We start from the raw sequence: 22,385 nt of genomic DNA on the forward strand, positions 1-22,385 counted from the left end.
GGTTCCGGTTCGTCCCCAGCGGATCCCGCCCCGTGGCGCCGGATGCGCCGGTCGACTAGTCTGCCAGCGTCCGCTCCCGCAGCGTCCGCCCCACGGTCGCGCCGGCGCGGAACAGGTCCGACCCTGCCGAGGAGAAGATGGCTGTCACTCAGTCGCCGTCCGTGGTCGATGCCGTGCGGCGTGCGCTCGAGATCGAAGACGTCGGGGATCATGACGCCGACGGGCGCCCCCTGGTGCGCACGACCGCGACCCTGACCACGAACGTCGCCCGGTCCCCGGCCCAGCTGTGGCCGCTGCTGACCGACCCCGCGCGCCTGGCCACCTGGTTCGGACCGGTGACCGGGGACCTGCGCGAAGGGGGACGATTCGCCGCGCCCGGCGCCCACGGGGCCGTGCGCCGGGTCGTCCCGCCCCATCTGCTCTCCCTGAGCTGGGAGCAGGACGGCACCGTCGATCCCCTGCTGATCCGCCTGGACCCCGAGGACGACGGCACCACCTCGCTGCGCCTGCGCTACACCACGCTCTACGATCGCGCACGATTCGACTCCGTCGGTCCGGGCCTGCGGGCACTGGACTGGGAGATCGCGCTGCTGGGGCTCGCCGCGGCCGCCGACGGCTGGCGCACCGTGTGCATGACCGAGGTGCCCACGCCGACGCCCGCATGGCTGACCGGGCCCGAGGGCCGCGAGATGCTGCGTGCCTGGTCGGTGCGCTGGGCGGCCGAGGCCGTCGCCGCCGGGGTCGACGAGGGCACCGCCCGCCGGGGGGAGAGGGCGACCACGAGCGCCTATCTCGACTGAGAGTCCGGCAGCGCTGCGGTCGCCCCCGCCCGTCCGCCCGCCGGGAACTGTTTGCCCGGGCTCACTATCCGGTGACAGACTCGCGCGGTGACCACCCCCGAGCCCGCGTCTCCCTCCGGGAGGTCGCGGCCCGCGAGACAGGTGCTGTGGTCCCTGGCCCCCTCGGTGTACATCCCCAGCCTGCTGGAGTTCTCCGGGCTGGCCGCCCTGATGCCGGTGATCCCGCTGCTGGCCCTCGATCTCGGATTCAGCGCCTGGCAGGCCGCGGCGCTGACGACGATCTTCGGGCTGACCTCGTTCCTGGGACCGATCCCGGCCGGGCATCTCATCTCCCGGGTCGGGGCGCGCAGCGCCCTGGTGGTCACCGGATGTCTGCTGGTGGTCGCGAACGTGATCGCCTTCGTGGTGCTCACGCCGGCGGTCCATGACGGGGCCACCCCGGTCCATCGCGTCGCCCTGGTGGTGCTGCTGCTGGTGATGGCCACGAACACGCAGGTGTGGCAGCTGGGGCGACAGGCCTACCTGGGCACGGCCCTGCCACCGATGATGCGGGCGCGCGGGATGACGCTGTTCGGCGGGGTGATCCGCATCGGCCAGGTGATCGGCCCGCTGCTGGGCGCGGTGGTAATGGCCACCGGCTCCGACACGGGGGTGTTCCTGCTGTTCGCGGTGACCGCAGCCGCCGCCACCGTGATGATCGCGGTCTTCCTCCCGCCGGGGGAGGCGCAGCTGGGCCCGGCGCGCCCGCGCGGACAGCGCCCGTCCCGCAGCCCGGCGCGGAAGACGTTGAATCGCGCTGTGCTGGCCCGGATGGCGGTCGTGGGGCTCGGGATCACGCCGGTGATGATGGCGCGGGTGAACCGGCCGGTGATCGTGCCGCTGCTGGGCGCGGCGCTGGGGCTGGACTCGGTATGGATCTCGATCGTGTTCGGCCTCAGCGCCGTCCTCGAGATCCTGCTGGTGATCCCGGCGGGGACCCTCATGGATCGCCATGGTCGTGCCGCCGTGGCGGTGCCGTGCGCGGTGCTGATGGGGGCCGGATACCTGCTGCTGGCGATCCTGGGGACCGCCTGGGCCGGGCAGGGGCAGAGCCTCGCTCTGCTCGCCCTGCTGCTGCCGAGTCTGCTGATCGGGATCGGCAACGGTCTGGGGTCGGGGATCGTCATGACGCTGGGGATCGATGTGTCCCCGGTGCACGACCGCACCCGCTACCTCGCCTGGTGGAACACGATGCTCGGTGCGGGGCGGCTCGCTGCGCCGCTGGTCGTCACCGGGGTCGCCCTGTTCGCCCCGATCACCGTGGCCGGGGCCGCGATGGGCGGCCTGTGCGTCGTCGGCGGAGCGTGGCTGGCGCGGGTCCTGCCGCGGGTCACACCGTCGGGAGGGACGAGGGCGCGGTGATGCGGAGCCCGATGACACGGAGCGCTCCGCCATCGTCGCGACTCCGCCCCGCGGCCGTCGGGCGCGCGGGGCGGGCGGAGCGACCGGAGGCGACCGGCGAGATGCGCGCAGCGCCGGGGGAGGGAGACCGCGAGGTGCGCGGTGCGTCCCGGGAGGGGGAGTGTCAGGCGGCGTCGCCGGGGGCGCCGGCCGCGACGGCACGCTCGGCGGTGTCCTGGATGAGGTGATCAGCCTGCTCGATGGTGATCGAGCGGGCGATCGCGATCTCGGCGGCGAGCGGGGCGATCGCCTGCTTGAGCAGGTTGCGCTCCGCCAGGCTGGAGGGCGTCCCACCCGAGTCGCCGAGGATGCCGCGGATGACTCCGATGCGATCCGAGATCCGTCCCGACTGCAACTGCATGGTCAGGGACTTGATCCGGTGGGCCCAGGAGGCCTTCTTCGCCGGCGGCTCGATCGGCTCGGCGAGCTGGACGAGGAGCTCACCGATCTCCTTCTCCACGAGCACGGCGCGCAGCCCGATGACGTCCCTGCCGTCGGCCGGCACGGAGATTCGCATCTCGTCCCCGATGACCTCCATGTCGACGTACTCCCGATCGGTTCCGCGGACGGCGCGGGTGCAGGTGGAGACGATGCGCACCGGGCCGTGGACCGGATGGGTGAGCACGTCGCCGGGGGTCGGGGCAGCGGTGTCGACGGACGCAGTGGCGACGGACAAGGGGAAACCTCCTGGACGGACCTGTGCGCCGTCGGTACCGCGGACCCGTCAGGGCAGGGCGGCCGTGCTCCGGGCCGCGATGACCCGGATCGGGGCGCGGCATCAGGGATATGGAGACGACTCGAGTGCTGCTCGACCTGCAGGAACAGGGTGGCGGCACCTACGACAGCGCCCTCCCATGATCTCATGGATCTGACACGATATCTAGAGGGTGACGTTTCCGGATGCGTCACACGTTCCGATGGGCGCGCGGACACCTGCCCCGGTCCACGAGCGCGCCCGCTGCGACCGGTCGACGGGCGCCATCGAGGAACAGACCGAAGTCGGAGGTCCGCCGGCGGTCCCGTGAGGATGATGAGGGGATGAGAGTCTCCGCAGCCCGTCCCGAGGGGAAGGATCGCACGCCCGTCCGCTTCGAGGACGTCGGCGTCGACCTCGACCAGAACGTGCTGCTGCGGGAGGCGACCGGTCGTGCGGAGGCGGGGGAGGTGCTGGCCCTGACCGGCGCGAACGGATCCGGCAAGACGACGCTGCTGCGCGTCCTCGCCGGCCTGCTCGCGCCCACCGAGGGCACGGTGCGCATCGCGGGCCGACGTCCTGATGACCGCGACCGGACCTTCCGCTCGGCGCTGGCAGCGCTGATCGGGCCGCCGCAGACGGCCCGCGATCTCACCGTCGTCGAGCATCTGCAGTTCATCGGCGCCACCTGGGGCACCGGGGCGAAGGATGCCCGCGCCCGGGCGCGGCAGCTGCTCGAGGAGCTGCAGATCTCCCACCTCGGGGGCCGTTTCCCCCATGAGCTCTCCAGCGGGCAGTCGCAGCTGGTCGCCCTCGCGCTCACGCTGGCCCGCCCGTGCAGCGTGCTGCTGCTGGACGAGCCCGAGCAGCGCCTGGACGCCGACCGCCTGGGCCTGGTGATCGGGGCGATCCGGTCCCGCGCCGAGTCCGGCAGCGCCATCGTGCTCGCCAGCCACAGTCCCCGTCTGCTCGAGGAGCTCGCCGATTCCCGCCTGCACCTTCAGGAGCAGCGGTGAACGGTTCGCTCGGTCCCGTGCGGGAGGTGTGGGCGCAGCGCGCCGAGGCCCGCACGACGGGAGACGTGCTCTACCTGGTGTACGTGGCCGTGCTCGGCCTGCTGGTCATCGGCGTCCCGGCGCTGCGGGCCGCCGGCGCCGGCCTGGCCCGACCGGACGTGCTGCCGGTGCTGGTCCTGGACCGGGCTCCCCAGGTCGGAACCGCTCTCACCCTCGCCGGGGGAGCAGCCGTGATGCTGCTCGGTGCCGTGCGAGGCCCTGCCCTGCTCTCCCCGTTCTTCACCGCGACGCTGGCCGCGAGCGGGATCCCGCGCCGCCGTGTGCTCTGGCGCCCCCTCGCCCGGGCCGTGACGGCGCTGGTGCTGGCCATGATCGTCCTGGCCGCTCTGATCGGCACCACCCTGATCGCTGCCGGGCGGGCGGGAACGGGCGCCGTGGTCGCCTTCGCCCTCGCCGCCGCGGGCACCGGTCTGCTGCTGACGGTCGCCTGGCTGCTCGGCCAGCTGCTGGCCGACGCCGCCCGTCGGATCCTCGCCGCGGTCCTCGCCGGCCTCGCAGCCGGGGCGCTGCTGCTGCCCGCGGGCCTCGGGATCGGTGGGGCCTATCCGACGTCGAACGCGCCGTCGACGCCCTCGGTGGTCGGCCTGCTGGTGATCGGGGCGCTCGCCCTCGGAGTGTCCGTGCCGCTGCTGGATCGGCTGCGCGGCGCCGTGCTCCAGGAGCAGGCGATCCGCTGGGAATCCGCCACCATGGCGGCGACCAGCATGGACATGGCCGGGGCCGCGGGGCTGCTGCGGGCCCTGCCCAGCACCGGTCGCCGCCTGCGGGCGATCGGTCCCGGCCCGCTGATGGCGCTGTACGCCCGACGGGACGCGATCGCCTGGCTGCGCAGCCCGGACCGCCTGGCGACCGGGGTGCTCGGCGTGCTCGCCGCCGCTGCCGCCCTCGCCGGGGCCACGCTCCTCACCGGACCGCTGGCCTGGTGCGGGGTGCTCGTCGGCTCTCTCGCCCTGTGGGCCGCGAGCGGGACCTTCGTGGACGGTATGCGCCACGGCGTGCACACGCTCGGGGCACCGCGGCTGTTCGGCCAATCCGCCGGGGGTCAGGTCCTGCTGCATGCGATCGCCCCGCTGCTGGCGCTGATCGTGCTCGGAGCGCTCGGCGGCAGCACGATGGGACTCGTGGCCGCCGACGGGGCGGGCGCGGTGATCGAGGCGTCCCTCCTGCCCGTCGCGCTGGCACCGGTGCTCATCGCGGGCCGGGCCCGGGATGCCGCGAAGGGGCCGATGCCGCTCGCGCTCAGCACGCCGATGCCCACCCCGCAGGGGGACCTGTCGGTGATCACGATGCTCGCCTGGCAGTCCGATGCGGTGCTGCTGGCGCTTGCGGGCGGGGCCGTCCTGCTGGCCGTCGGCCCGCTCGGCACGGCCTGGCCGTTGGCCGCCGCCGGTGCCCTGACCGCGCTGATGATCCTGATGACCCGGGGGCGCCTGCGCGCCCTGCGCTCGTGACGAGGGAAGGACCTGACCGATGGATATCCGCACCACGCCGAACCCGCTGATCCGCTGGGCGGGTCGCGCCCTGGGGACCGTGAACGCCCGGCATCCGTGGAGCCACAACGACCACTTCCATCCCTGGGTCCTGGGCGCTCTGCCCGGGCCGACCGCCCGGGTGCTCGACGTCGGGTGCGGGCGCGGGGAGCTGCTGGCCGCCCTGGCCGGGATCGCGGGAGAGGTGGACGGGATCGACGCGGACCAGGAGATGGCCTACCTCGCCGCCACCCGGTTCCAGGACGTCCCGCACGTGCGCGTCCGCCGTCGCACCCTCGCCGAGCACGCCGCGCTTCCCGAGCTCGCCGAGAGCTACGACGCGATCACGATGATCGCCTCGCTGCACCACATGCCGCTCGACGCCGCACTCTCCGAAGCCCGGCAGCTCCTGCGCCCCGGCGGGCGACTGCTGGTGGTCACGCTGACCACGCCCGTGGGCGCGCTCGACCAGGCCTGGGACGTGGCCAACGCGCTCACCAATCCGCTGATCGGACTGGTCAAGCATCCGCAGCCGGTGCGCGAGCCGGGCCCTGGGCGGCCGCAGCCGGTCCGGGACCCGGCGTGGTCGATCGCCGAGCTGCGGGAGCAGGCCGCCGCACAGCTTCCCGGTGCCGTGATCCGGCGGCGGGAGGGGTTCCGCGCCACCCTGCGCTGGCAGAAGCCGGGACGAGGGCGCTGACGCCGCGAGGGCGCCGGCACCGCGAGGGCGCTGACGTCGTGAGGGCGCCGGAACCGTGGGGGATGGCCTCGGGGGCGAAGCGGGGGCCGCCTCCCGCGACGACGCGGGTCAGGCCCGTCGGTGCTGGGCGATGACCTCGCCGAGGCGCTCGACCGCCCCCGCGATGACCTCGGGGGAGTGCGTCACGAAGCTCAGGCGCATGGTGGAGAGATCGGCGTGGTCGGCGTAGAAGGACCAGCCCGGAAGGTAGGCGACACCGGCCGCGACGGCGTCGGCGAGCATCCGCTGAGCGTCGTAGCCCTCGCCGAGCGCGGCCCACAGGAACATGCCGCCGTCGGGATGGGTCAGATGAGCACCCTCCGGCAGCACCGGCGCGATCGCGGAGGCCATCGCGTCGCGCCGTTCGCGATAGACGGCGCTGACCCGCGCGACGTGGCCGTCGAGGTCGGCGGTGTCCAGGTAGCGGGCCACGGTCAGCTGGTCCACCACGGAGGACTGCATCGAGATCGCGGCCTTGGCGACGGCCAGGGTGTCCAGGATCGGGCCCTCGGCGCGGATCCAGCCGATGCGCAGACCCGGGCTCATGAGCTTGCTCATGGAGTTCAGCAGCAGCGTGCGCTCACCCATCCCCGGCAGGGACGCGATCGGTGCCCAGGTGCTGCCCGTGAAGCTGAGCGCCCCGTACGGATCGTCCTCGACGAGGGGGACGCTCGTGCGCAGCAGGACGTCGGCCACCGCCTGTCGGCGGGCGACGGGCATGGTCCGGCCGGTGGGGTTCTGGAAGGTGGGGATCAGGTACACCATCCGCGGGTGATGGGTGCGGATCGCCTCCTCGAGCGCCTCCGGCACCACCCCGTCGTCGTCGGTGTCCACCCCGATCATGCGGGCGCCGTGCACGGCGAAGGCCTGGACGGCCGCGAGATAGGTGGGAGACTCCACCAGCACCACGTCGCCCGGCTCCAGCAGGGCCTCGGCCACGACGAACAGCCCTTCCTGCGATCCGGAGGTGACCCGGATCTGGGAGGCATCGGTGGGCAGGTCCCGCGAGAGCCGACGGGCGGCCTGCTCGCGAAGCTCCACCTCGCCCTCGCTGACCCCGTACTGCAGGGCGCGGTGCCCCTGGTGGCTCAGCACCCAGTCGTAGCAGGCGGCGACGTCCTCGAGGTCGAACAGCTCCGGGTCCGGGATGCCGCCGGCGAAGGAGACGACGTCCTGGCGGGCGGCGAGGGCGAAGATGTCCTTCAGCGGCGAGGACTCCATGCCCGCGTAACGGGCGGCGACGGGGAAGCGGTACGGCGCGGAGGGCGGGGGCATGGTCATCGGCCCATCGTGTCACGCGGTCAGGGCGCCCTCGAGGGCCAGCAGTGCCTGTTTCGTCTCGATCCCGCCCGCATAGCCGGTCAGCGACCCGCTGGTGCCCAGCACGCGGTGGCACGGCACCACGATCGAGATCGGGTTCGAGCCCACCGCCGCCCCGACGGCCTGGGCCGCGCGAGGACGCTCGAGGTCCTGCGCGATCCGGCCGTAGGTGGTGGTGGTGCCGCGAGGAATCGTCCGCAGCCGGGCCCAGACCGCGTGCTGGAACGCGGTCCCGCGCGGGGCCAGCGGCAGGTCGAAGTCCTCGCGCTCGCCGGCCAGGTAGGCGAGCAGCTGCTCCGCGGCGGCATCCAGCAGCGGATCCGCCGCCGGAGTCGGTTCCCCGAGCCGATCCGGCGCCGGGAAGTGGGACTGCTCCTCGCGCCACAGACCGGTGACGGCATCGCCCTCGGCGGCGATCACGTAGGTGCCCAGCGGGGTGGGCAGCCGACGGTGGCGGGGTCTCGACCCGGCGTGGTCGGCGCCGGGCGGGCGAGGTGTCGGTGAGGGGGTCGTGGACATGTCGGAGGTCCTTCCGTGAGGTCGGGAGAGTCGGTCGTCGGTGGTCGGTGGTCGGTGGTCGGTCGTCGGTGGTCGGTGGTCGGTGGTCGGTGGTGCGGTCCCGGGGCGGTTGTCAGCGGGTCGAGTCCCGACCGCGGGTCCTCGCCGCGGCGCGCTGCGTGGCCTGGTGCTGCCACAGGTGGGCGGCGGCGTACGAGCGCCAGGGGGAGGCGGCCTCGAGCGTTCGCCGCAGGGCGGCGTGGTCATCGGCCAGGCCCAGGTCGCGGGCTGCGCCGAGCAGGGCGACGTCCCGGACGGGGGCGACGTCGACCGCGCGCACGCCGCGCAGCAGCACGTAGTCCGCGGTCCACGGCCCGATGCCGCGCAGCGCCAGCAGGCGCTCGCGCAGCTCATCGATGCTCCCCGCCAGGGGAAGGCCCTGCTCGTCCTCGGCGATCGCCGGGACCGCGGAGACCAGCGTCTCCCGGCGAGCACGCGGCCCGCGGAACCACTGCGGTGCCGCGGCCGCTGCGGCGGCGGGATCCACCGGGGCGCGGTGGACGCCGGCCAGGTGCAGCGGCTCCGGCAGCGCGGCTGCCAGCAGATCCGTGGCCCGGCCGATCTGCTCCCGAGCCTGCGCCGTGGTGATCTGCTGTCCGGTGATCGCCCACAGCAGTGCTTCGGCGAGGCTCGGGGTCCCCGGCAGTCGCACCCCCGGCCGCGCCGTGAGCAGGGGGGCGAGGGCGGGCAGGGCGGATGCCAGCCCGGCGTCGATGCCGACGGGGTCCGCGTCGAGGTCCAGCAGCCGCCGCACCAGCGCGATCGCCGCGGCATGGTCTCGCAGGTCCGTCAGGCGCATCGTCACCGGCAGCGCCCCGTCGGCTCCGAGATCGACCTGCACCACGCCCGGCCCGTGGGGCAGCTGCACCGCCCGCGTCCAGAGCAGGCCGGTGACGTCCTCGACGCCGGGCACGGCCCGGTGGGCGAACCAGGCGGCGAGACCGGGGCCGTCGAAGGGGCGACGCACGGCCAGGCGCGCCATGACCACGGCGACGTCGTCGGCCGCAGGGACCGAGCTCACGGACTCACCGTCGGGCGCTCGGGAGCCCCGGATCCGCTCCCGGACCACCGAGGGGGCGTGGCCGAAGACCTCGGTGAAGGTCTCGTGGAACTGACGTTCGCTGCCGAAGCCGGCCGCATGCGCGATCCGTGCCAGCGGCAGCTGGGAGCCGACGACCAGCTCTCGGGCGCGTCGAGCTCGGCGCAGACGCGCATGGGCGAGGGCGCCCGCGCCGGTGGCCGCGATCAGGGCGCGGTGCAGCGTCCGCTCGGAGACCGCCAGGCGTCGGGCGAGGGAGGGCACCGTGCCCTCCTCGTCGAGAGCTCCCGCGTCGATCAGGCGCAGCGCCCGGCCGGAGAGCGAGCCCTGCGGATCGTCATCGGGGCTCCCGGGCGGGGCCGTCGGCCCGCAGCGCTTGCAGGCGCGGTAGCCGCCGGCGAGTGCCGCCGCGGCCGACGGCACGAACTCGACGCCGCCGCGCTGCGGTGTCCGGGCCGGGCAGGAGGGACGGCAGAAGATGCCGGTGGAGCGCACGCACGTGAAGAACATCCCGTCGAAACGGGTGTCCCGGGCGCGGATCGCGGCATAGCGCTCGTCATCGGTCATCACGGTCATGCATCCAGTGAACCGCGTCGCGGCCTGCGACACCAGCGGAAATCGGACAGCGCGGTCGAGGGCGTTCCAGCTGGACCGCCGGGTGGCGGGTGGGAGAGCAGGGGTGACCTGGCGCGAGAGCCCCTCGCGGGCGGAGAATAGGAGGATGGGGACATGTGCGATGCCGGAGCCGACGACGGCCGGACGGCACGATGCCCTCGTGGACCGGCTGCGCCGTGCCGGGTGCGTCTTCGCCGAGCAGGAGGCGACGGTCCTCGAGGGGGCCGCCTCGGATTCGCCGGAGCTGGAGCGCCTGTGCGCCCGCCGCGAGGCCGGGGAGTTCCTCGAGCACGTGGTCGGCGTCGTCGAGCTCTGCGGAGAGCGCCTGGCCGTCGGCCCTGGAAGCTTCGTGCCGCGCCAGCGCACCGCGCTGCTGATCGAGGCGGCCCTCGCCGAGGCGCAGCGACGGAGCCGACCCGTCGTCGTCGAGGCCTACTGCGGCGTCGCCCCCGTCGCCGCGCTGATCGGACGCCGGGTGCCCGCCGCCACTCTGCACGTGACCGACAGCGACCCCCGCCCGCTCGTCCACGCCCGCCAGAACCTTCCCCGCAGTGCCGGCGTGCACCGCGGATCCGGCCTGGAGGCTCTGCCGCGAGAGCTCGCGGGCACGGTGGACCTGCTGGTCGCCGTGCCTCCGTACGTCCCCGCCGGGCAATGGGACCTGATGCCGCGCGAACCGAGGGAGTGCGAACCCGCCGCGGCGCTCGTCGCCGGGAGGGACGGGCTCGACGAGATCCGGCGCCTGGTGGCAGAGGCGCCGCGCTGGCTCGCCCCCGGCGGGGTTCTGCTGATCGAGATGCATCGTGACCAAGCGCCGCCCGCGCTCGCCGCCGCCCGGGGGATCGATGCTTGCGCTGACTGGGGGACGGCGGACGGCGAGGACGGCGAGACGGTCCTTCTGCGCGCGACGATGCCGGCTCCCCTCCCGGACTCCGGTGCCCCCGCCGCGCCGATTCCCCCTGCCGCCTCCGCTCCGGCGGGCCCGGCCCCGGACCTCGTGCTGCTGCGGAGGGTGCGCGACCGGATCGACCGTGACCACGCGCAGCCCCTGGACGTCGAGTCCCTCGCGCGGTCGGTGCACCTCTCCGGCGGGCATCTCAGCCGCCGCTTCCGGCAGGAGTACGGAGAATCGCCCTACTCCTACCTCATGACCCGTCGGATCGAACGGGCGATGGCCCTGCTGCGGCACACCGACCGCTCCATCACCGACATCTGCATGGCCGTCGGCTTCTCCTCGCTGGGCACCTTCAGCACCCGCTTCAAGGAGCTGCTCGGAGTGTCGCCGTCGGCCTATCGCGCCCAGGGCGCCGAGGTGCTGGATTCGATGCCGCCGTGCATCGCGCGGCGCGTGACCAGACCGATCAGGAATCGAGAAGCGCCGGAGCCGGACCGCGCTTAGATTCGCGGTATGGCACCTGCACCCCGCTCCGCGTCCATCACCTGCTCCATCCACTCCAGCTTCCTGCCCCACACCGACGCCGACGCCTCCCTCGCCTTCTACAGTGACGTGCTCGGCTTCGAGGTGCGCCTCGACATCGGCGGCGGCCGGATGCGGTGGATGACCGTGGGCCCGCCCGGCCAGGACACCGCGATCGTGCTGCATCCGCTGTTCGAGGGCAACGGCATCACCCCCGAGGAGAACGCGGTGCTCGCCTCGCTCATCGCGAAGGGCTCCTACTTCGGGGTGAACCTCGCCGCCGAGGACCTCGATGCGACCTTCGCCGCCCTCGAGGAGGCAGGGGCCGATATCGTCCAGGAGCCCATCGATCAGGACTACGGGCTGCGCGACTGCGCCGTGCGTGACCCCGCCGGAAACCTCCTGCGCATCCAGCAGTCCGCCTGAGAGCGGCATGGGGAAGGGCACCGAGGCGTCGATGCACCACTCGCCCCCGAAAGTCCGCCGGGGAGCGGGATGGGAAGGGGGCGTCGGGGTCCAGCAGGCCCCGACGAGCAGGACGGCCCACCGGCGAGCCGGACCCGCTGGTGGCAAAGGTGCGGCGATGAGAAGAGCCGCGACCCGGAGGACGGGCCGCGGCTCTCGCGCTGGAGCGGGCGACGGGAATCGAACCCGCGTAATCAGTTTGGAAGACTGAGGCTCTACCATTGAGCTACGCCCGCGGACCGCACCATTGAACCAGATCAGCGCCCCGAAGGCACATCCGCAGTGGGCCAGAAGACATGGATCTGCTCACAGCGCCCCGGCACGAATCAGGCGCGGGGCAGGGGGAACGGGTAATATCCCCTGGGTTGCCCTCCGGGGTGTAGCTCAGCTTGGTAGAGCACCCGCTTTGGGAGCGGGAAGTCGCAGGTTCAAATCCTGTCACCCCGACTCCGTCTCCGGGTCGCCACCGCGTGCGAGCTCCGAGGCGTCCGTGAGAACAGACCATAGACCGACCATCCACAGGGAGACCTGACCAGTGAAGACCGAGTCCGAGAAGCTCAGCCCCACCCGGGTGAAGCTCACCGTCGAGGTGCCCTTCGACGAGCTGCAGCCGGCCGTCGAGACCGCCACGAAGAAGATCGCCGACCAGGTGCAGATCCCCGGCTTCCGCAAGGGCAAGGTCCCCTCCAAGCTCGTCGAGCAGCGCTTCGGCCGCCCCGCGATCATGCAGGAGGCCGTCAACGACGCGCTTCCCGACTACTACCAGCAGGCTGCGGCCGAGGCGGAGATCAAGCCCGTCGGCCGTCCCGAGGTCGAGGTCAGCGAGATCCCGGGCCTGGACGGCTCCTCGGAGGGGAACCTCGTGTTCGTCGTCGAGCAGGACGTGCGCCCCGAGATCGACCTGCCCGACTTCTCGACCCTCGAGGTCGAGATCGAGGAGCCCACCGTCGACGACGACGCCGTCGAGGTGCGCCTGACCGAGCTGCGCGAGCGCTTCGGCACCCTGGTGGGCGTGGACCGCCCCGCCGAGGACCGGGACTTCGTCTCGGTCGACCTCGTCGCCACCATCGAGGGCGAAGAGATCGAGACCGTCGAGGGCGTGTCCTACCAGATCGGTGAGGGCAACATGCTCGAGGGCCTGGACGAGGCCCTGATCGGCCTCTCGGCCGAGGAGACCACCACCTTCACCTCGAAGCTCGCCGGCGGAGATCGCGCCGGTGAGGAGGCCGAGGTGAAGGTGACCGCGCAGTCCGTCAAGGTGCGCGAGCTGCCCGAGGCCGACGACGAGTTCGCCGAGATGGCCTCCGAGTTCGACACCATCGACGAGCTCAAGGACGACCTGCGCACCCAGGCTGCGGCCGACGCCGAGGGCAATCGTGTGGCCCTGGCCCGCAACGCCCTGCTCGAGAAGCTCCTGGGAGAGCTCGAGATCCCCGTGCCCGAGCAGCTGGTCCAGGACGAGATCAACGCTCACCTCGAGAACGAGGGCAAGGAGGAGGGCGATCCGCACGGCGAGGAGATCCGTGAGGACACCGCCAAGGCCGTCCGCGCCCAGTTCCTGCTGGACGAGATCAACGCGACCCGCGAGGTCAGCGTCGAGCAGGACGACCTCATGAACTACATGACGCAGCTGTCGGCGCAGTACGGCATCGAGCAGAACCAGCTGCTGCAGATGCTGGCCCAGTCCGGCCAGCTCGAGCAGATCTTCGGCGAGGTGCAGCGCTCCAAGGCGCTCGAGGTCGTCCTGGCGGACGTCATCGTCAAGAACGCCGCCGGCGAGACGCTGGACCTGGACCTGCAGACCCCGGAGGAGGCGTCCGAGGACGAGTCCGACGAGGCCGTGGCCGAGACCGAGCAGGCCGACGCCCCGGCCGAGGCTGAGCAGGCCGAGGAGCCCGCCGCCGAGGAGAAGCCGGCCAAGAAGGCTCCGGCGAAGAAGGCTCCGGCGAAGAAGGCCGCTGCCGAGACAGTCGACGCCGACGCGGCTCCGGCCAAGAAGACCCCGGCGAAGAAGGCCCCGGCCAAGAAGGCTGATGCCGAGAAGGCCCCGGCCAAGAAGGCGCCGGCCAAGAAGGCCGACGCCGAGAAGGCTGACGACACCGAGGCGTGATCCTCGTGCCCGGCCTCGGCGCCGGGTGAGTCGACGACGGGCCGTCGCCCCCTTGCGGGGCGGCGGCCCGTCGGCGTGTCCGCGGTGTCATCGCTGGTGCTGGTGCTGGTGCTGGTGCTGGTGCTGGTGCTGGTGCTGGTGCTGGTGCTGGGGTCGGAGGACGGTGGGGTGGAGGGCGAGTACCTGCGGCTGCTGCACCGCGCCGTGCTCGCCGCGCCTCACCGCTGCGTTCAGGGTGTCCTCTGCGCCATCGGTGCGATGGCGCCGACTGCTGTGTCCAGGGAGCCGTCCGCGCCTACCGGTGAGACGGTGCCGATCGCTGCGTCCGGGGAGCTGTCCGCGCCTACCGGTGCGATGGTGCCGATCGCTGCGTCCTGTCGCTTCGACAGCCCACCGTTGCGTTCGCGGTGCTCTCCAGGTCTCGAAGCGCCATCTGTGCACCGGTGGGTGTCACAGGGACCGCTCGGGGCTGACGGCCGGGGCCCGGGCGACTCGATGCCGCGTCGGAGGAGCGCACGAGCCGTCATCTCCCGGCAACGGTCGGCAGGGATGGCGGCGGGACACGGTGCGGGCATGCGCGAGGGCCCGGCCTCCGTGTGGAGACCGGGCCCTCGGCGAACTGTGCTGCGTGGATCAGCGGTAGGTCACGAAGCCGATTGGGTTGCCCCAGATGCCGCGCTCGACGACCTGCTGCTTGGAGCCGGAGGCGTCGATGATCTCGCCGTTGCCGGCGTAGATCGCGACGTGGCCGGACCAGGCGACGATGTCGCCGGGCTGGGCCTCGGACTGCGAGATCCAGCGACCGCCGTTGGCGATCTGGCTGCTGGTGCGCGGGATGTCGATGCCGGCCGCCTCATAGGCGTAGTTCACGAGGCCGGAGCAGTCCATGCCGCCGAGGCTCGCGCCGCCCCAGCTGTAGGGGGTGCCGAGAGCGGAACGGGCGGCGTCCACGATGGAGCTGCTGTTCGAGGAGGACGGGGCCGGAGCCGAGGTGCCGCCGGAGGGGACCGAGGAGCTGCCGTTGAGGGCACCGAAGGTCTCCGGGCCGACGACGCCATCGACCTGCAGGCCGTTGGTGGCCTGGTAGTCCTTGACCGCACCGAAGGTGCGCGGGCCGAAGACGCCGTCCTCGGCGAGGTCCGCGCCGTGGTTGTTCAGCTCATCCTGCAGATCTTCCACGGTCGCGCCCTCGGAGCCCCAGCGCAGCTTCTGGCTGGTGTCCAGGTGAGCGGTCGGCGCGGTGGCGACCGGGGCGGCCGGCGCGGTCTGCGCGGCCGGAGCGGGGGAGGTGGCCGGGGCGGCCTGCGCGGCGGAGCCGGCGAACGCGGTCCCGACCAGGACGCCACCGAGGACGGCGGCGCCGCCGACGCCGCGGACGGCGCGCTGGGCGTGGTGGGTGGGGAGCTGGGCGCGTCCGATGGTGCGGTGCGTGTTGTGCTGGGCCATGATGTGCGGATCGTTCCTTCCGTTCCCGGCGCGGGAGGCCAGGGACTACCTGCTTGGTGAGCGACCACCGCTGTCAGGGCGATCGTCGTAGGGGCGATGGGAACCACCGTAGGAGCGCTTCGCCTGCAGGTCTCTGGGCTTGGAAGAGGTCGGCACGGAACTTGACGGGATTTTTGCGAGACCACGGGTCCTCGTGACCAGAACCAGGTCGAACTTGACGCTCCCCGGGGGAGCCAGGACACATGGGTCAAGGTGGCTGAGGTGGCTGAGGTGGCTGAGGTGGCTGAGGTGGCTGAGGTGGCTGAGGTGGCTGAGGTGGCTGAGGTGGCTGAGGTGGCTGAGGTGGCTGAGGTGGCTGAGGTGGCTGAGGTGGCTGCGGAGGCCGGCGTGGAGGCGGCGGCGATGCGCCTGCGGCGAACAGTGCACCGCGGCTTCCGGCGCAGGCAATAGAGTCGACGCAACGACGGATACCGCTACCTAGGAGACCTTGTGACCTCTCAGAGCATCCAGCCCTCCTCGCCCCGCGCCGCAGCCGGCGACGCGCCGATGGGCCTGGACGACAATGTCTACCAGCGCCTGCTGCGCGATCGCATCGTGTGGCTCGGCTCCGAGGTCCGCGACGAGAACGCCAACGCGATCTGCGCCAAGATTCTGCTGTTGGCCGCCGAGGACCCCGACAAGGACATCTTCCTCTACATCAACAGCCCCGGTGGCTCCATCACCGCGGGCATGGCCATCTACGACACGATGCAGTACGTCCAGCCGGACGTCGTCACGATCGGCATGGGCATGGCCGCGTCGATGGGACAGTTCCTGCTGTCCTCCGGCGCCAAGGGCAAGCGGTACGCCACCGCGCACACGCGGGTGCTGATGCACCAGCCGCTCGGCGGCCTCGGCGGCACCGCCACCGACATCAGGATCCAGGCCGACCTCATCCTGTCCATGAAGCGTCAGCTCGCCGAGCTGATCGCCGAGCAGACGGGCAAGAGCATCGAGCAGATCAACGAGGACTCCGACCGGGACCGCTGGTTCACGGCGCCCGAGGCCCTCGAGTACGGCTTCATCGACAAGATCGTCACCGGAGCGGCGGACGTCACCGGCGGCGGCGGCACCGACTGATCGCCCCCGGACGCACCCCGACCCGCTTCGAGCAAGGAGACCTCGTGACTTTCGATCCCCGCACCATCGGCGCCCTGCCGACCGCCCAGGCCGGGCGGACGGCCGCCACGGCCCCCATGCCGACCTCCCGCTACGTGCTTCCCCAGTACGAGGAGCGCACCGCCTACGGCATGAAGCGCCAGGACCCGTACACCAAGCTGTTCGAGGACCGCATCATCTTCCTCGGCGTGCAGGTGGACGACGCCTCCGCCGACGACGTGATGGCCCAGCTGCTGGTCCTGGAGTCCCAGGACCCAGACCGCGACATCACGCTGTACATCAACAGCCCCGGCGGCTCCTTCACGGCGCTGACCGCCATCTACGACACCATGCAGTACATCAAGCCGGAGATCACCACGGTCTGCCTCGGCCAGGCGGCCTCGGCCGCTGCGGTGCTGCTGGCCGCCGGCTCCCCGGGCAAGCGCCTGGCGCTGCCGAACGCCCGGATCCTGATCCACCAGCCCGCCATGGGTGGCGAGGGCGGCGGCGGCCAGGCCTCCGACCTGGAGATCCAGGCCAACGAGATCATGCGCATGCGCGAGTGGCTCGAGACCACCCTCGCCGAGCACACCGGTCGCACCCAGGAGCAGGTCAGCACCGACATCGAGCGCGACAAGATCCTCACGGCGTCCAGCGCGCTGGAGTACGGGCTCGTCGACCAGGTGCTGGAGTCGCGCAAGGCACCGCGGCGACCGATCACCTCGTGACAGCCCGCCGCGCCCGGGGATGAACGCTCCGGGGGTCGCGGCGACCGCAGCTGCTCCGTCGGCCCCTCGCCCTGCTGAGTGCGGGACGGGGGGCCGCACGCTGCGGCACAGCTGACCCGGCGGCGCCCCGCAGGGCCCGCCTCCCGCAGCGGGCCGCGCGGGCACGGTACCGTGGAACGGTTCGCGGATCCCGGGCCGACAGCCCGGGGCGGACGACGAACGCACTGATGGTGGCCCGACGAAAGGACACGGAGATGGCGCGCACGAGCGATGGGGCCGACGTGTTCAAATGCTCCTTCTGCGGGAAGTCGCAGAAGCAGGTCGAACGTCTGATCTCGGGCCCCGGGGTGTACATCTGCGAAGAGTGCATCGAGCTGTGCAACGAGATCATCGCCGAGGAGATCCAGGCCGCGCAGCCCGCCTCCGAGGAGCAGGCCCCGCTGCCGACCCCGCAGGAGATCCACACCTTCCTCGGCGACTACGTCGTGGGCCAGGAGCCCGCCAAGCGGGCCCTCGCGGTCGCGGTCTACAACCACTACAAGCGCGTGCGAGCGCGGGAGGACGAGGCCGTGCCCTCGTCGGCCAAGAGCGCCGCCGACACCCTGGCCGAGGAGACCGACGCTGACCGCGATGAGATCGAGGTCGCGAAGTCGAACGTCATGATGGTCGGCCCCACGGGCTGCGGCAAGACCTATCTCGCCCAGACCCTTGCGCGCATGCTCGACGTCCCCTTCGCGATGGCCGACGCCACCGCCCTGACCGAGGCCGGCTATGTCGGCGAGGACGTCGAGAACATCCTGCTCAAGCTGCTGCAGGCCGCCGACTACGACGTCAAGAAGGCCGAGCGCGGGATCATCTACATCGACGAGGTCGACAAGATCGGCCGCAAGTCGGAGAACCCGTCGATCACCCGTGATGTCTCCGGCGAGGGCGTGCAGCAGGCGCTGCTGAAGATCATCGAGGGCACCGTCGCCGCGGTGCCCCCGCAGGGCGGGCGGAAGCACCCCCACCAGGAGTTCATCCAGATCGACACCACGAACGTGCTGTTCATCGTGGCGGGCGCCTTCGCGGGCATCGAGGACATCATCGGCTCCCGGATCGGCAAGCGGGGCATCGGCTTCGGCGCCGAGCTGCACACACCGCTCGAGCAGGAGGCCATCTACGCCAAGCTGCTGCCCGAGGACCTGCTGAAGTTCGGCCTGATCCCCGAGTTCATCGGGCGCCTGCCGGTCATCACGAGCGTGTCGAACCTGGACCACGAGGCCCTCATCCAGATCCTCACCGAACCGCGCAACGCACTGGTCAAGCAGTTCCAGAAGATGTTCGCTCTGGACGGGGTCGAGCTCGACTTCGAACGCAGCGCGCTGGAAGCGGTCGCCGAGCGCGCGATCGAGCGCGGTACCGGTGCCCGCGGTCTGCGGGCGATCCTCGAGGACTCGCTGCAGGAGGTCATGTTTGACGTCCCCTCGCGCAGCGACGTCGTCAAGGTCGTCATCACCGAGGGCGTCATCACCGAGGGCCGTGCCCCGCTGATGGTCACGGGCAAGGACAGCGACCGCGAGGTCGAGCCCTCCCGGCAGGACCGGTCCGCCTGATGGCGCCCGAACGCGAGGCGAACGATCGCGACGACACCGCCCGGGCCCGCGAGCTGCTGGCCGAGGAGCGTCGCAGCATCGACAACATCGACGCCGCGCTCGTCCACCTTCTCGCCGAGCGCTTCGCACACACCCAGCGCGTCGGCGTCCTCAAGCACGCCCACGGCCTGCCGCCGGCCGACCCGTCCCGGGAACAGGAGCAGATCACGCATCTGCGCTCCCTGGCCGACACCGCGGGCCTCGATCCGGTCTTCGCCGAGGCGTTCATGCGCTTCATCGTCACCGAGGTGATCCGCCATCACGAGCGGATCCGTGACGAGGGGTCCGGCGCCGAGAGCGCCTGACCCCTCGTCCGGCTGGTAATCTGGATCACATGGCAGGATTTCAGTTTCTCGAGTGGCCGGTGATCCGGCAGCTGCGCGGCGCGGATCCGTCCGGCCGGGGCAGCGCGGTCACCTCGCAGGCGACTCGGAACATCGCTCCCCGCACGCGGGATGCGGACACCGTCGTCCAGAGCGTCTGCCCGTACTGCGCCGTCGGGTGCGGGCAGAAGGTCTACGCCAAGGACAACCGGGTCATCCAGATCGAGGGGGACCCGGACTCGCCGATCTCGCGAGGTCGGCTCTGCCCCAAGGGGGCTGCGAGCGAACAGCTGGTCAACTCCGCGCGCCGCGTCACGACGGTCCGCTACCGCCCTCCGTACTCCGCGGACTGGCAGGATCTCGACCTCGACACCGCCCTGGACATGATCACCGACCGCTTCCTCGAAGCGCGGCGCAATCACTGGGAGGAGGAGGACGAGGAGGGCCGCCCGCTGCGGCGGGCGATGGGGATCGCGTCGCTCGGCGGTGCGACCATCGACAACGAGGAGAACTACCTCGCCAAGAAGCTCTTCACCGCAGCCGGTGCCATTCAGATGGAGAATCAGGCGCGCATTTGACACTCCGCCACGGTCCCCGGTCTGGGGACCTCGTTCGGACGCGGTGGGGCCACCCAGTATCTGCAGGACATGGCCAATGCCGATTGCATCGTCATCCAGGGCTCCAACATGGCCGAGGCCCATCCGGTGGGCTACCAGTGGGTCATGGAGGCGCGGTCCCGTGGGGCGCGGGTCATCCACGTCGACCCGCGGTTCTCGCGCACCAGCGCGAACGCCGACAAGCACCTGCCGATCCGAGCGGGCACGGACATCGTGCTCCTCGGCGCCCTCATCAACTACGTGCTCGCTCATGACCTCTGGTTCGAGGATTACGTCAAGGCGTTCACCAACGCCTCCTCGATCCTCGAGGACGACTACGCCGATGCCGAGGACCTCGACGGCCTCTTCTCCGGGTTCGACCCCGCCACGGGCACCTACGACACCTCCTCGTGGCAGTACGCGGATGCGTCCGAGGAGGGTGAGAGCCGGGCGACGGGCACTCCGACGACCCACGGTGAGTCCCATGGCGAGTCGCACGGCTCCGGCGGTCCTCAGCTGGGACGCGGCGTGCCTTCGCGGGACGAGAGCCTCCAGGATCCCCAGTGCGTCTTCCAGATCCTGAAGCGCCACTACGCCCGGTACACCGCGGAGATGGTCGAGGAGGCGTGCGGGATCTCCCGCGCCGACTTCGAGTACCTGGCACGGTCGGTGACGGAGAACTCCGGGCCGGAGCGCACCACCTGCTTCGCGTATGCCGTGGGCTGGACCCAGCACGTCGGCGGCGCGCAGTTCATCCGGGCCGCCGGGGTGCTGCAGCTGCTGCTCGGGAACATGGGCCGCCCGGGCGGGGGGATCATGGCGCTGCGGGGCCACGCCACGATCCAGGGCTCGACCGATATCCCGACCCTGTTCAACCTGCTGCCCGGATACCTGCCGATGCCCAAGGTCGGAGCCCATGATTCGTTCCGGGATTATGTCGACTCGATCGGTACGAAGACCCAGAAGGGCTTCTGGGCGGACTCCGAATCGTATGCGGTGAATCTGCTGAAGGCGTGGTGGGGCGATGCGGCGACCGCGGAGAACGACTGGGCGTTCGACAACCTGCCCCGACTGACCGGCGCCCACGGCACGTACCAGACCACGATGCGGATGCTCGAGGACGGCGTCGACGGGTACTTCCTGCTGGGACAGAACCCCGCCGTGGGCTCCGCCAACGGTCGCCTCCAGCGCCTGGGCATGTCGCATCTGAAATGGATGGTCGTGCGTGACTTCTCCATGATCGAATCGGCCACCTGGTGGAAGGAGGGGCCGGAGATCGAATCGGGCGAGCTGAGGACCGAGGACATCGCCACCGAGATGTTCTTCCTGCCCGCCGCGAACCACACGGAGAAGGCCGGCTCGTTCACCCAGACACAGCGCCTGGTGCAGTGGAGGGAGCGGGCCGTCACCCCGCCCGGAGATTGCACGAGCGAGCTGACGTTCATGCACGAGCTCGGTCAGCGCATCCGGTCGCGGCTGAAGGATTCGCAGGATCCGCGTGACCGCCCGCTGCTGGACCTCACATGGGACTATCCGACCGATGAGCACGGTGAACCGGACCCGGAAGCGGTGCTCAAGGAGATCAACGGCTACCACGTCGGCGGGGAGAAGGACGGCACGCCTCTGTCCTCGTACACGGAGATGACGGCCGACGGCACCACCGCCGGCGGCTGCTGGATCTACGCCGGCGTGTACGCGGACGGGGTCAACCAGGCGGCCCGCCGCAAGCCCGGGAGCGAACAGGACAGCACGGCCGCCGAATGGGCGTGGGCGTGGCCGGCCAACCGCCGGATCCTCTACAACCGCGCCTCCGCCGACGCCGACGGCAAGCCCTGGAGCGAACGCAAGAGATATGTCTGGTGGGACGAAGACACCGAGCAGTGGACCGGGAAGGATGTCCCCGACTTCCCGCCGGACAAGCATCCCCACGACAGCGGGGACGCCGAGAAGGGCGGCTCCGCGGCTCTCGCCGGCAACGATGCGTTCGTCATGCAGGCCGACGGGCGCGGCTGGCTGTTCGCGCCCTCGGGCATGGTGGACGGCCCGCTGCCCACGCACTACGAGGCGGTCGAGTCGGCGATCCCCAACCCGCTGTACGCCCAGCAGGCGAACCCCACGCAGAAGACGATCGCGGACAGCAGCAACATGAACGCACCGGGCATCACCGGAACGGCGGCCCAAGGCGAGGTATATCCGTACGTGTTCACCACCTACCGCCTCACGGAGCATCACACCGCCGGCGGGATGAGTCGCTTCCTGCCGTACCTCGCCGAGCTGCAGCCCGAACTGTTCTGCGAGGTCTCCCCGGAGCTCGCGGACGAGGTCGGGCTGGCGCCGTACGGCTGGGCGACCGTGATCTCCGCCCGGTCGGCGATCGAGGCGCGCGTGCTGATCACCCGTCGCATGTCTCCGTTGCGCGCGGCCGGCCGCACGGTGCACCAGATCGGGATCCCGTACCACTGGGCACAGGGCAGCGAGGCGGTGGTCTCGGGTGACGCGGTCAACGACCTGGTCGGGATGAACCTCGACGCCAACACGCAGATCCAGAACTCGAAGGTCGTCGCCTGCGCGCTGCGACCCGGCCGTCGTCCGCGCGGACCGGCGCTGCGCGATCTGGTGGCAGACTTCCAGCGTCGGGCGGGAATCAGTCCGACGACGGGCGACGAAGCGATCGCACCCGCCGTTCACCCCCCGGAAGCTCGATCCGAGGGCACCCCTGGCCAGGACGATGACGCGGGCCGCGGGGCCGAGCGCACCACGCGAGAGGAGCACTGATGGG

19 protein-coding genes and 2 tRNA genes are annotated in these 22,385 nt (G+C 71.6%); 15 read left to right on the top strand and 6 right to left on the bottom strand.

Features of this window, described 5'->3' with window-relative positions; genetic code table 11:
- Nucleotides 1–137 precede the first annotated feature (137 nt).
- Both JOF44_RS18025 and JOF44_RS18030 read left to right on the top strand, forming a co-directional pair.
- Complete coding sequence (locus JOF44_RS18025; protein WP_209894779.1) at nucleotides 138–800, top strand: SRPBCC domain-containing protein; 663 nt, start codon at nucleotides 138–140, stop codon at nucleotides 798–800.
- A gap of 87 nt (nucleotides 801–887) precedes the next feature.
- On the top strand, nucleotides 888–2,201 hold the full coding sequence (locus tag JOF44_RS18030) for an MFS transporter (RefSeq protein ID WP_342591834.1): 1,314 nt from the start codon (nucleotides 888–890) through the stop codon (nucleotides 2,199–2,201).
- A 163-nt stretch (nucleotides 2,202–2,364) separates the two neighbouring features.
- Here the strand turns inward: JOF44_RS18030 and JOF44_RS18035 are convergent, their stop codons facing one another.
- Nucleotides 2,365–2,916 carry a CarD family transcriptional regulator gene (locus JOF44_RS18035; protein WP_209894781.1) on the bottom strand — a complete coding sequence of 184 codons (552 nt, stop codon included), beginning with the start codon at nucleotides 2,914–2,916 and terminating at the stop codon, nucleotides 2,365–2,367.
- 362 nt (nucleotides 2,917–3,278) lie between these two features.
- On the opposite strand from JOF44_RS18035, the gene JOF44_RS18040 reads away from it, so the two are divergent.
- Genes JOF44_RS18040 through JOF44_RS18050 form a run of 3 tightly spaced genes read left to right on the top strand, consistent with a single transcriptional unit; the run spans nucleotide 3,279 to nucleotide 6,179 of the window.
- Nucleotides 3,279–3,950: an ABC transporter ATP-binding protein gene (locus JOF44_RS18040; protein WP_209894783.1), complete on the top strand. Its 672-nt coding sequence runs from the start codon at nucleotides 3,279–3,281 to the stop codon at nucleotides 3,948–3,950.
- Nucleotides 3,947–5,461, top strand: coding sequence for a hypothetical protein (locus JOF44_RS18045; protein WP_209894785.1), 1,515 nt, complete (start codon nucleotides 3,947–3,949; stop codon nucleotides 5,459–5,461). The genes JOF44_RS18040 and JOF44_RS18045 overlap by 4 nt, the downstream gene beginning before the upstream one ends.
- 19 nt (nucleotides 5,462–5,480) lie before the next feature.
- Nucleotides 5,481–6,179: a class I SAM-dependent methyltransferase gene (locus JOF44_RS18050; protein WP_209894786.1), complete on the top strand. Its 699-nt coding sequence runs from the start codon at nucleotides 5,481–5,483 to the stop codon at nucleotides 6,177–6,179.
- Nucleotides 6,180–6,287: 108 nt separating this feature from the next.
- On the opposite strand, the gene JOF44_RS18055 is transcribed toward JOF44_RS18050, so the two are convergent.
- The 3 genes from JOF44_RS18055 to JOF44_RS18065 all read right to left on the bottom strand — a co-directional run bounded on the left by JOF44_RS18055 (nucleotide 6,288) and on the right by JOF44_RS18065 (nucleotide 9,711).
- Nucleotides 6,288–7,499: an aminotransferase-like domain-containing protein gene (locus JOF44_RS18055; RefSeq protein WP_209894788.1), complete on the bottom strand. Its 1,212-nt coding sequence runs from the start codon at nucleotides 7,497–7,499 to the stop codon at nucleotides 6,288–6,290.
- Nucleotides 7,500–7,511: 12 nt separating this feature from the next.
- Complete coding sequence (locus tag JOF44_RS18060; RefSeq protein ID WP_209894790.1) at nucleotides 7,512–8,057, bottom strand: methylated-DNA--[protein]-cysteine S-methyltransferase; 546 nt, start codon at nucleotides 8,055–8,057, stop codon at nucleotides 7,512–7,514.
- 112 nt (nucleotides 8,058–8,169) lie between these two features.
- The gene (locus JOF44_RS18065) at nucleotides 8,170–9,711 is read right to left on the bottom strand and encodes an Ada metal-binding domain-containing protein (RefSeq protein WP_209894792.1); all 1,542 of its coding nucleotides are present in this window, start codon (nucleotides 9,709–9,711) and stop codon (nucleotides 8,170–8,172) included.
- 991 nt (nucleotides 9,712–10,702) lie between these two features.
- Here JOF44_RS18065 and JOF44_RS18070 point away from each other — a divergent pair.
- Nucleotides 10,703–11,149 (top strand): helix-turn-helix transcriptional regulator, encoded by a 447-nt coding sequence (locus JOF44_RS18070; RefSeq protein ID WP_342591892.1) that lies wholly within the window; start codon nucleotides 10,703–10,705, stop codon nucleotides 11,147–11,149.
- 9 nt (nucleotides 11,150–11,158) lie between these two features.
- The gene (locus JOF44_RS18075) at nucleotides 11,159–11,593 is read left to right on the top strand and encodes a VOC family protein (protein WP_209894794.1); all 435 of its coding nucleotides are present in this window, start codon (nucleotides 11,159–11,161) and stop codon (nucleotides 11,591–11,593) included.
- 201 nt (nucleotides 11,594–11,794) lie between these two features.
- On the opposite strand, the gene JOF44_RS18080 is transcribed toward JOF44_RS18075, so the two are convergent.
- Nucleotides 11,795–11,868 (bottom strand) — tRNA-Gly (locus JOF44_RS18080).
- A gap of 137 nt (nucleotides 11,869–12,005) precedes the next feature.
- On the opposite strand from JOF44_RS18080, the gene JOF44_RS18085 reads away from it, so the two are divergent.
- Both JOF44_RS18085 and tig read left to right on the top strand, forming a co-directional pair.
- A tRNA-Pro gene (locus JOF44_RS18085) sits at nucleotides 12,006–12,079 on the top strand.
- Nucleotides 12,080–12,167: 88 nt separating this feature from the next.
- Nucleotides 12,168–13,742 carry a trigger factor gene (gene tig, locus JOF44_RS18090; protein WP_209894796.1) on the top strand — a complete coding sequence of 525 codons (1,575 nt, stop codon included), beginning with the start codon at nucleotides 12,168–12,170 and terminating at the stop codon, nucleotides 13,740–13,742.
- A 633-nt stretch (nucleotides 13,743–14,375) separates the two neighbouring features.
- On the opposite strand, the gene JOF44_RS18095 is transcribed toward tig, so the two are convergent.
- The gene (locus tag JOF44_RS18095; RefSeq protein ID WP_209894798.1) at nucleotides 14,376–15,188 is read right to left on the bottom strand and encodes a C40 family peptidase; all 813 of its coding nucleotides are present in this window, start codon (nucleotides 15,186–15,188) and stop codon (nucleotides 14,376–14,378) included.
- A gap of 261 nt (nucleotides 15,189–15,449) precedes the next feature.
- Here JOF44_RS18095 and JOF44_RS18100 point away from each other — a divergent pair, with 261 nt between their 5' ends.
- The 6 genes from JOF44_RS18100 (at nucleotide 15,450) to fdh (ending at nucleotide 22,381) form a co-directional block, all read left to right on the top strand.
- Nucleotides 15,450–15,638 carry a hypothetical protein gene (locus JOF44_RS18100; protein WP_209894800.1) on the top strand — a complete coding sequence of 63 codons (189 nt, stop codon included), beginning with the start codon at nucleotides 15,450–15,452 and terminating at the stop codon, nucleotides 15,636–15,638.
- A gap of 96 nt (nucleotides 15,639–15,734) precedes the next feature.
- Nucleotides 15,735–16,307 carry an ATP-dependent Clp protease proteolytic subunit gene (locus tag JOF44_RS18105; protein WP_209896191.1) on the top strand — a complete coding sequence of 191 codons (573 nt, stop codon included), beginning with the start codon at nucleotides 15,735–15,737 and terminating at the stop codon, nucleotides 16,305–16,307.
- A 116-nt stretch (nucleotides 16,308–16,423) separates the two neighbouring features.
- Entirely contained in the window at nucleotides 16,424–17,053 is a 630-nt protein-coding gene (locus JOF44_RS18110; protein WP_209896193.1) for an ATP-dependent Clp protease proteolytic subunit, read from the top strand.
- A gap of 254 nt (nucleotides 17,054–17,307) precedes the next feature.
- Nucleotides 17,308–18,648 carry an ATP-dependent Clp protease ATP-binding subunit ClpX gene (gene clpX / locus JOF44_RS18115; protein WP_209894801.1) on the top strand — a complete coding sequence of 447 codons (1,341 nt, stop codon included), beginning with the start codon at nucleotides 17,308–17,310 and terminating at the stop codon, nucleotides 18,646–18,648.
- Entirely contained in the window at nucleotides 18,648–18,992 is a 345-nt protein-coding gene (locus JOF44_RS18120; RefSeq protein ID WP_209894803.1) for a chorismate mutase, read from the top strand. The genes clpX and JOF44_RS18120 overlap by 1 nt, the downstream gene beginning before the upstream one ends.
- A gap of 29 nt (nucleotides 18,993–19,021) precedes the next feature.
- Complete coding sequence (gene fdh / locus JOF44_RS18130; protein ID WP_245349007.1) at nucleotides 19,022–22,381, top strand: formate dehydrogenase; 3,360 nt, start codon at nucleotides 19,022–19,024, stop codon at nucleotides 22,379–22,381.
- Nucleotides 22,382–22,385 lie beyond the last annotated feature (4 nt).

The sequence above is a fragment of the Brachybacterium fresconis genome (genome assembly GCF_017876515.1).
GTDB lineage: Bacteria > Actinomycetota > Actinomycetes > Actinomycetales > Dermabacteraceae > Brachybacterium > Brachybacterium fresconis.

Bases quoted from the DNA above. Each gene is read 5' to 3' on its own strand.
- JOF44_RS18105 (WP_209896191.1), top strand. From the start codon at position 15,735: ATGGGCCTGGACGACAATGTCTACCAGCGCCTGCTGCGCGATCGCATC.
- JOF44_RS18065 (WP_209894792.1), bottom strand. From the start codon at position 9,711: ATGACCGTGATGACCGATGACGAGCGCTATGCCGCGATCCGCGCCCGG.
- JOF44_RS18110 (WP_209896193.1), top strand. From the start codon at position 16,424: ATGCCGACCTCCCGCTACGTGCTTCCCCAGTACGAGGAGCGCACCGCC.
- JOF44_RS18025 (WP_209894779.1), top strand. From the start codon at position 138: ATGGCTGTCACTCAGTCGCCGTCCGTGGTCGATGCCGTGCGGCGTGCG.
- JOF44_RS18095 (WP_209894798.1), bottom strand. From the start codon at position 15,188: ATGGCCCAGCACAACACGCACCGCACCATCGGACGCGCCCAGCTCCCC.
- clpX (WP_209894801.1), top strand. From the start codon at position 17,308: ATGGCGCGCACGAGCGATGGGGCCGACGTGTTCAAATGCTCCTTCTGC.
- JOF44_RS18055 (WP_209894788.1), bottom strand. From the start codon at position 7,499: ATGACCATGCCCCCGCCCTCCGCGCCGTACCGCTTCCCCGTCGCCGCC.
- JOF44_RS18060 (WP_209894790.1), bottom strand. From the start codon at position 8,057: ATGTCCACGACCCCCTCACCGACACCTCGCCCGCCCGGCGCCGACCAC.
- JOF44_RS18075 (WP_209894794.1), top strand. From the start codon at position 11,159: ATGGCACCTGCACCCCGCTCCGCGTCCATCACCTGCTCCATCCACTCC.
- JOF44_RS18040 (WP_209894783.1), top strand. From the start codon at position 3,279: ATGAGAGTCTCCGCAGCCCGTCCCGAGGGGAAGGATCGCACGCCCGTC.
- JOF44_RS18050 (WP_209894786.1), top strand. From the start codon at position 5,481: ATGGATATCCGCACCACGCCGAACCCGCTGATCCGCTGGGCGGGTCGC.
- JOF44_RS18120 (WP_209894803.1), top strand. From the start codon at position 18,648: ATGGCGCCCGAACGCGAGGCGAACGATCGCGACGACACCGCCCGGGCC.